Raw genomic sequence first — 8140 nt, forward strand, 5'->3', positions numbered from 1 at the left:
GGGCTCCGGGCGGCCAAGTCCCTTGAGCCTTGCCAACGGCGCCCACATGACAGCCATACCCAGAGCCCCTGGGCCCTCCGATCTTACGAATGACCAGATCAGACCCATGCCTTGAAAGGTAGGACCGACATGACCGTCGAACACATCGCTCCCAGGTCGGCTTCGGCACTCTCGTCTCGCTCGGCCAGCATCTGCAGGCCCGGCTCGGCGTCGCCCCCAGCGCCTACCGCGCCACCTTCCACGGCCCGGCGACCACACCAGACGAAGTCAGGACGCCACCCCGTACGTCTCATCTGGGGCGACGAGCTCCAGGTCCAGGCGACCACTGACGGTGCGTCGATCGTTCAGCATGGCTTCGGTGCTGGAACGAGTCGTCAGGCGATGGAGTACCGGGCCGTCCGTCGCTGGCTGCGCAACCGTCAGACGCCGCCTTGGCGCTTGAGTCGCTGCCACCCATACAGCCGGGCAAAGTGTCCGCACACCCTGGAGGAGGCGGGTGGCGCTCGGTCTCGCGCTCACCCGAGCGGCCCCGGCATGCCGTTGGCGTCGGCGGGAAGAGGTATAACGCGCGCAACCAGCAGTGGGGTCCCCGGGACGCATCAGGGAGGCTTTGTCATGGCGAGTGCTGACCTACGTCCCGAGGGAACGGGAACCATCACCACCTCCGTGCCCGCGCGGCTGGACCGGCTGCCGTGGTCGCGATGGCACTGGATGGTCGTGATCGGGCTGGGCACGGTGTGGATCCTCGACGGCCTCGAAGTGACGGTGGTGGGCAACATCGCCACCCGGCTGTCGGAGAAGGGCAGCGGGCTGGCCATCACCAGCGCCCAGGTCACCGGCGTGGCGGCGGCCCTGTACGTGGCGGGCGCCTGTGTGGGCGCGCTCTTCTTCGGCTGGCTCACCGACCGCTACGGGCGCAAGAAGCTCTTCCTGGTCACCCTCGCGCTCTACCTCGGCGCCACCGCGCTGACGGGGCTCTCCGTCCACGCCTGGTGGTTCTTCCTCTTCCGATTCCTGACCGGCTGTGGCATCGGCGGGGAGTACGCCGCCATCAATTCGGCCATCGACGAGCTGATCCCCGCGACCTACCGTGGCCGGGTCGACCTGATCATCAACGGAAGCTTCTGGGTCGGGGCGGTCGGTGGCTCGCTGCTGTCGATCCTCATGCTCAACAAGTCACTCTTCCCGGCCGACCTCGGCTGGCGGTTGACCTTCGCGCTCGGGGTGGTGCTGGGCCTGGTCATCCTGCTGGTCAGGCGCAACGTCCCCGAGTCGCCGCGCTGGCTGTTCATCCACGGCCGCAAGGCGGAGGCCGAGGAACTCGTCGCGTCCATCGAGGCCAAGGTCGCCGCCCAGGTAGGCCACGACCTCGAGCCCGTCGACCGAGAGATCACCATCCACCAGCGCAAGAGCATCGGGTTCGGCAAGATCGCGGCAACCGTCTTCCGGTCCTATCCGCGCCGGGCGGTGCTGGGGCTCTCGCTCTTCGTCGGCCAGGCCTTTCTCTACAACGCGGTCACCTTCGGCTTCGGCGCCATCCTGACCACCTTCTACCGGGTCCCCTCCGGTAGTACCGGCTACTACTTCGTGGTCATCGCGATCGGCAACTTCCTTGGGCCGCTGTTGCTCGGTCACCTCTTCGACACCCTGGGCCGCCGTCCGATGATCACTGGAACGTACGTGCTCAGCGGATCGCTGCTGTTCGTCACCGCCTGGCTCTTCGGCCGGGGCTCGCTGACCGCGGTCACGCTCACCGCGTGCTGGTGCGTCGTCCTCTTCTTCGCCTCCGCGGGCGCGAGCAGCGCTTACCTCACCGTCAGCGAGATCTTCCCGATGGAGACCCGGGCAATGGCGATCGCCTTCTTCTACGCGGTCGGCACCGCCGCTGGTGGCATCACCGGACCGCTGCTGTTCTCCCAGCTCACGAGCACGGGCGTCGCGTCCGACACTGTGCTGGCGTTCCAGATCGGTGCCGCGCTCATGACGGCGGCTGGCGTCGTCGCCGCCTTCCTTGCCGTGCCAGCCGAACGCCGCTCGCTGGAGGACATCGCCGCCCCGCTGACGGCGGCAACCAGCCTCGCCCCGCGAAGCGCCGGTTAGGCGGTTTGGTGGGGACCGTCTGGTCGTGTGGTCCGGTGACCGTAGGGCCGCTTGTTGCCTCGCCGGTACGGTTGCACACGCCGTGGATGGAGCCGTTCGGCGGCGGCCTGCGGAGGCGGCGAGCGAGATGGGACGGCGTACCGCGAACGGCCCTGGCGGTTTCCGTGTCCGTGCCGCGGGCAGGAAGACCGACAGGGAGCGTAAGAGGCGAGCTGGTGCGTTATGCCGAACCGGATCAACTGGTGGCAACCGGCGATCGCAGCGGCTGCTGTCGTGGTCGGGACGGCCTCGGCGGCGGTGCCTGCGTACGCCTCACCTGTGAGTTCCGGGCCAGACTGTCGGGTGTCCAAGTGCGTGGCGCTCACTTTTGACGACGGCCCTTCCCGGTACACTCCGCAGCTGCTCAATGATCTTGAGGCCCGGCACGCGGTGGCCACGTTCTTCCTCATCGGGCCGCATGCGCTGGCCCACCGGCAGGTCGTGCTGCGCGAGGCGCGGGACGGGAACGCGATCGGCGACCACACGGTCCACCACCCCCGCCTGACCGGGATCTCCTCGGCGCGGGTGAGCTACGAGATCACCACCGCCGCCCGGCAGATCGCCTCCATCACCGGGCACCGGCCGACCATGCTGCGACCGCCGTACGGGGCGTGGAACACCCGCGTGCGAGCCCTTGCGGGCAGGGCTGGGCTGGCGGTGATCATGTGGAACGTCAATCCGCGGGACTGGAAGAACCACAACACCCCGCTCATCGAGCAACGCGTTCTCAATCACGTCCGGCCGGGCGCGATCATCGACATGCACGACACGTACGCGACCACCCCACCGGCCGTTCCCAAAATCATCGCCGGCCTCAAAGCCCGCGGCTACACCCTGGTCACCGTCCCGCAGCTGTTCGCGAACACCGGTGGCATCAAGTCGGGTGTGGTCTACCGCCACGGGCCCTGATCAGCCGCCCGCGAAGGGTGATCAGGCCAGGCGCCGCGCGTTGGGTGTGGTGGGCTGCGAGGTCCCCACGGCCCTCGGGGTGCGGCCCGCGTTCGCGCCCTGGACCAGTGAGGGCGCGGCCGGGAAGCCTCTCCGTGCCTCGGGGTGATTGCTGACGTCCCGTCAGGTGAGCGTCTGAGTAAGCTCGTTCAGCGGGATTTTGCCCGGCGTGACTGCTCCGCTGGCCGGTGCTTGACCAACTGGCTGCGTCGAAGCGGTTTCCGACGCCGAGGGGCGTTCTGGCGCCTGAGACCCCGTAAGGCGTTCGTCCACGGCCCTGCCCACTCCGGATTGCTCGCACCAGAGCCCCGGTCGCTTCCAGTTGCGCATCTCGTCAGCGCCGCCGGGCCCGCCCTCCCCGGGCTGATAATGCGTTGTCGGCTTCAGCCGGGCTGCGAGAGCATCCGGTGCATGGAAGAGCCTGCCGAAATTCTCACTTCCGACCAGGTTGAACTGCGTCGGTGGCGTATGAGTGATCTCGATGCCTTGGATCGCGCGATCTACGAGTCGCGGGACCATCTGGTGCCGTGGATGAACTGGGCAGCCAACCACGGGAGACAGCAGACCTCCGATTTCCTCGCTCGAAGCCAGGAAGAGTGGGAGACCGGACATGCCTTCGGCTATGCCATCACGTCGGATGCTGTGGTGATCGGTAGCTGTGGCCTCTATCGCCGCATCGGTGACGGCGGCCTCGACATCGGTTACTGGCTACACCCTCGTTGGACCGGACGGGGGCTCGTCACGATGGCTGGCGCTGCTCTTGTCAGCCAAGGCTTCCAGTTGACGGGAATCGACCGTTTGGAGATCCATCACGATGCCGCCAACCTCGCCAGCGGGGCAGTGGCCCTCCGCTTGGGGTTCACTGAGGTCGAACGTACGCAAGCACCTGAGGGGGCCGTCGCTCCTGGAGAAGTCGGGATCAATGTCGTCTGGCGGATGACTGCGGACCGATGGCAGGCGAGAACGGCCGAGCAGGCTGAACGAGCGAGCTAAGGTGACTGGCGCCGCGTCCAGCTCCATCACCGCGGACTCGCAGCGCGCACCGCGTCAAGGACCAGGTGCCACGGATACGTCTCCGGACGTTCCTCGCCAGGTTGTTCGGGCACGAACCCGCCATCGCCGTATACCAAGTTGACGCCGACCGACCGTAGCGTCTCCATGGACTTCTCGAACTGCGGGTGCTCCACGAGTGCCTGGTTCACGCACGGCATTGCCACCAGCGGAATGCCCTTCCCGATCGCCTCCGCAGCCACCCCGACGGTGAAGTGGTCCGTGATCCCAAGCGCCCACTGGTTGATGGTGTTGAACGTCGCCGGGGCCACGGCGATCACATCCGCAGGAGGCCACACGTCCGGCTCGCCCGGCAACTTGTATTCGCTCCGAACAGGGTGCCCGGTGAACGCCGCGAGCCTGCTCACAGACGAGTTGAGCCAGCGTGCCGCGGTCGGCGACAGGCCGACGCACACGTCCCACCCTTCCGTCTGGGCCTGCTCGACGGCGCGGCCGATGTCGACGACGGGCGGGGCCGCAGTCCCGAACAGGTACAACACGCGAGACGTCATACGCTCTATCCCACCCGCACTGCCGAAAACGCGCAACCGTGCCTGCCGGAGAACAGTAGAGGCGGAACACCCGTCACGGCAGTGCACGGCGTCGAAGACACGTACCGTTCCGGCTGACGAGGCAGGAACGAGCGGAGCCCGGTGTGCCCAGACCCAAGGCGACCACACTGGCAACGGTGTTGCGGCGCTGCTCAGGATTTCGCGGATCTGACGACGCGGTAGCCACGCGTAAGGCGATCACCCAACTCGCCACCGCAACCCGGGGACTGGTCCGTGAGGTTCCGGCGGTGGACGCCGTTTGCATCCTGGCCCTAGTCGCCAGGCCGGGTCTGAACCGTCGAGGGCGCTGCCAGCACCGCACGTTGTCCGCCGCACCGCCTCCTTCTGCCACTTCCGCATGGAGCTCGGCGGCCATGTCGCGCGTCGCGGGGTCTGTCGGGTCGCTGGTGATGGGTCGAACCACCGCAATCGGGCGTCGGGTCCTCAGTCGGCCGGGACGTGGGCGTGGCTCCGTCGACCCACGGCAGCGCTCAGCGAGGTTCGGGCGGTTGTGGTCCGTTGCTGCGGTGGTGGTGCGAGGTGAGGTAGGGGTGGTGAAGGTGGGGGGAGGGGGTTCGTTCGATGACGAGGACGGCGTCGTCGTCGGCGGGGTTCTCGCCGATGTGCGCGAGCAGGTCGCTCTGGATGTGGTTCAACAGGGTCTCCGGGCTGCCGGCGGGCAAGGAGCCCAGCCGTTCGATGAGCGGGTAGAAGGCTCCGGCAGGCGAGCGAGCCTCGATGACACCGTCGGTGTACAGCACGAGCATGTCACCGGCCTCGAAGGTGAACGGATCCGCGCTGCGGCGCCGAGGGCTGGCGCGATGATCAGGAACGGGCCCAGATGGATGCTGGTCGGGGTGTAGATGTCCGCGATGACGATCACGACGATGAGCACGACCGGGAGGTTGCGCGTCCGAATGAACGGGCGGGCGGTCAGGGCGGGTTCGCCATCGCTCGGCGTCGTGGTCGGCGTCAGATGCTCTCGGCCAGGCGCTCGATCAGCGGTGCTGCGGCTGTGAGGGTCTCCAACTCCGCAGCTGTGAAGTGCTGTTCGAGGGCGGTCGCGAGCTGCCGGGCTCGGGCGTCGTGCTTGCGCCGCAGCATTGCCAGACCGGTCTCGGTCAGCGACATGAGGACTCGTCGGCGGTCGCGGGAGTCGGGACGCCGCTGGACGAGCCCTCGCCCTTCCAGGCCGCTCAGAGTGGTCCCCATCGCCTGAGGAGTGATCTGCTCGGCCCTCGCCAGCTCGGCGGCCGTGGCCGGGCCGCCGCGATCCAGCCGTGCCAGCGCGGAACGTTGGGGCAACGAAAGCTCGCCGGGGGTCGACGCATGGCGGAGCCGCCGCGCGATCAGCCTGATGCCGTCGTAGAGCGCTCCGCCCAGGTCATCGACGTTCGCAGACTGAGCCATGGGATCAAGCTAATTTCATCAACCAAGGTTGTCAACCTGGGTTGTCAGCCCAGGCTGATGGGTTTAGCGTGTGAGGCATGAAGACCGAATTAGGCGCCATGACGTTCGGCATCCACGCCATTGCCACCGACGAGGCCATCCACCCCGCCAAGCTCGGTCCGGCCGTGGAGGAGCGCGGGTTCGGGGCCCTCTTCCTGGCCGACCACAGCCACATTCCGGCTGACAGCGTGACCTCCTACCCGCTCGGCGGCGAGTTGCCCCGGCAGTACTACCGGACGCTCGACCCGTTCACAGCTCTCGGCATGGTTGCCGGAGTGACCGAGAACCTGCTGCTGGGGACCGGGGTCGCCCTGCTGGTCCAGCGTGACCCGATCCAGACCGCCAAAGAGGTCGCCTCCTTGGACTTCCTGTCCAACGGTCGGGTGATCTTCGGTATCGGCGCGGGCTGGAACCGCGAGGAAATGCGCAACCACGGGACCGAGCCACGTACCCGAGGCCAGCTCCTGGATGAGCGGATGGCCGCGATCATCGAGATCTGGACCAAGGACCAGGCCGAATTCCACGGGAAACACGTCGACTTCGACCCTGTCTTCGCCTGGCCCAAGCCGGTGCAGCGACCGCACCCGCCGGTGTATGTGGGCGGCCAGAGCGCCAAGGCGATCGCCCGGGCCAAGCGGTTCGGCGGCTGGATGCCCAGTGCCACGACCGACGCCGGCGAGGTGCTTGAGCAGATGGCGCTCATCGGCCCGGAGACACCGGTGATCGTCAACGCCGTCCCGCCGGAGCCGGACATCGTCGCGGCCTACCGGGAGGCCGGTGCGGCGGGCATCACCTTCCATCTGCCCAACGTCCCGGAAGCCGAAGCGTTGCGCGTCCTGGATGGACTGGCCCGACTGATCGGCTGAGCCACACGCGCGCAGACCTGTTCACAGGTCTGCGCTCTCACCCTCCCGTGTCTGAGCCCGCAGCCGCAGGTGTGTCGCATCAGAAATCGAACATGTGATGCAATCTTGTGGTGACGTCCTACGCCTTCCCTGACGATCTTCTGCAAGCTCAGCGAGCCTGGTATGCCGCGTACCGGCAGCTCGCCGAAGCGAACAACCCTGCGCAGACCACGGTCCTGCGGCGCACGCTGCAACGGCTTTCCGTGAAGATCAGCACGCACCCGTTCTGGGCCACCGTCCCCGATCGAGGGCCTGCCGCGCGGATGGCGCTGAAGGAGATGGCCTGGGGTGCTGGGCAGGAGGAGACGAGGTCGTGCGCTCGCTCCTGACCGGTACGGGGTGTGGGCGGGTGACCGGGTGTGAGTGACCTGCCCCCGGATCTGAACCGCCTCCAGGTGCTGCGGACCTACCTGCGGCTGCAGTTGGAAGCGGTCGACGCTCGGATCCGCGAGATCGAACGTGCCCCTGGCGCGGCCCGTGGTGTGGCGTCGGCGCACCCTGTACGTGGCAAGGAGGCGGCGAACGAACTGAAGTGGTGGCGCTTCGCCCCTGACGGTGCTGGCAACGTCGGCGGCACGTTGCACCGTGGGGACTGCCGCCACGCTGTCGGCGGGGCCCTGCTCACTCTGACTCAGGCCAGGCTGATCCTCGAAGAGGGCGCCCGGCCCTGTCGGCAGTGCGCCCCGGAGGCCCGGCTTCAGGGGTAGCGGACCACGGCCGCGTGTTTGACGTTCCGTGACCGCCGGGGCGTGTGCGCAGTCAGTCACCGCGATGCTGCTCGACGATCGAGTCCGCGTCCACGGGACCGTCGGTACGAAGTGTCGTGGCGTATTGCTCGGTCAGTTTCAGCTGCATCTCGCGTGACTGGGCCTCCACCCATCGGCGGTTCTCCGGGCTCAGCTGTTCCAGGAACCCGGAAAGGTCCACATCGCTCATGGCTGGCCTCCTGTGGCTGGTGGGCGAGGCGCGGAAGGCTTCCTAATGTTGTTGTCAAGCCGCCTCGGTGACGGGTGGTGCAACGCGGTAGCACCGTCGGTCACGGATCAGTGCCCAGATGACGTTCACGCGGCGGCGCGCGAGGGCGAGTACCGCTTGGAC

Annotated in this window: 9 protein-coding genes and 1 pseudogene; 6 read left to right on the forward strand and 4 right to left on the reverse strand. The window is 67.6% G+C overall.

The genetic code is table 11. From position 1 onward, the window contains the following. The first annotated feature begins 615 nt into the window (after positions 1–615). The 3 genes from P3G67_RS35430 (at position 616) to P3G67_RS35440 (ending at position 4080) form a co-directional block, all read left to right on the forward strand. On the forward strand, positions 616–2100 hold the full coding sequence (locus tag P3G67_RS35430; protein WP_276097187.1) for an MFS transporter: 1485 nt from the start codon (positions 616–618) through the stop codon (positions 2098–2100). Between the two features lie 354 nt (positions 2101–2454). After that, entirely contained in the window at positions 2455–3048 is a 594-nt protein-coding gene (locus P3G67_RS35435) for a polysaccharide deacetylase family protein (RefSeq protein ID WP_276097188.1), read from the forward strand. Positions 3049–3498: 450 nt separating this feature from the next. Beyond that, complete coding sequence (locus P3G67_RS35440; RefSeq protein ID WP_276097189.1) at positions 3499–4080, forward strand: GNAT family N-acetyltransferase; 582 nt, start codon at positions 3499–3501, stop codon at positions 4078–4080. A gap of 26 nt (positions 4081–4106) precedes the next feature. Here the strand turns inward: P3G67_RS35440 and P3G67_RS35445 are convergent, their stop codons facing one another. From P3G67_RS35445 to P3G67_RS35455, 3 genes and pseudogenes are all read right to left on the reverse strand, one after another. Further along, positions 4107–4649, reverse strand: a complete 543-nt coding sequence (locus tag P3G67_RS35445; RefSeq protein WP_276097190.1) for a flavoprotein — start codon at positions 4647–4649, stop codon at positions 4107–4109. Positions 4650–5179: 530 nt separating this feature from the next. After that, positions 5180–5482 (reverse strand): annotated as a pseudogene (locus tag P3G67_RS35450) (SpoIIE family protein phosphatase); the annotation flags it as partial. A 178-nt stretch (positions 5483–5660) separates the two neighbouring features. After that, positions 5661–6098, reverse strand: a complete 438-nt coding sequence (locus tag P3G67_RS35455; protein ID WP_276097191.1) for a MarR family winged helix-turn-helix transcriptional regulator — start codon at positions 6096–6098, stop codon at positions 5661–5663. A 98-nt stretch (positions 6099–6196) separates the two neighbouring features. Between P3G67_RS35455 and P3G67_RS35460 the strand changes: the two genes are divergently transcribed. The 3 genes from P3G67_RS35460 to P3G67_RS35470 all read left to right on the forward strand — a co-directional run bounded on the left by P3G67_RS35460 (position 6197) and on the right by P3G67_RS35470 (position 7749). Next, on the forward strand, positions 6197–7003 hold the full coding sequence (locus P3G67_RS35460; protein WP_276097194.1) for an LLM class F420-dependent oxidoreductase: 807 nt from the start codon (positions 6197–6199) through the stop codon (positions 7001–7003). A gap of 110 nt (positions 7004–7113) precedes the next feature. Continuing rightward, positions 7114–7371, forward strand: a complete 258-nt coding sequence (locus P3G67_RS35465; protein ID WP_269858197.1) for a hypothetical protein — start codon at positions 7114–7116, stop codon at positions 7369–7371. Positions 7372–7401: 30 nt separating this feature from the next. After that, positions 7402–7749, forward strand: coding sequence for a DUF6233 domain-containing protein (locus tag P3G67_RS35470; protein ID WP_276097192.1), 348 nt, complete (start codon positions 7402–7404; stop codon positions 7747–7749). A gap of 52 nt (positions 7750–7801) precedes the next feature. Here P3G67_RS35470 and P3G67_RS35475 read toward each other — a convergent pair whose 3' ends face one another. Beyond that, positions 7802–7978: a hypothetical protein gene (locus P3G67_RS35475; RefSeq protein ID WP_276097193.1), complete on the reverse strand. Its 177-nt coding sequence runs from the start codon at positions 7976–7978 to the stop codon at positions 7802–7804. Positions 7979–8140: the final 162 nt, after the last annotated feature.

Origin of the sequence: Streptomyces silvisoli, assembly GCF_029269905.1 — a bacterium.
GTDB lineage: Bacteria > Actinomycetota > Actinomycetes > Streptomycetales > Streptomycetaceae > Streptantibioticus_A > Streptantibioticus_A silvisoli_A.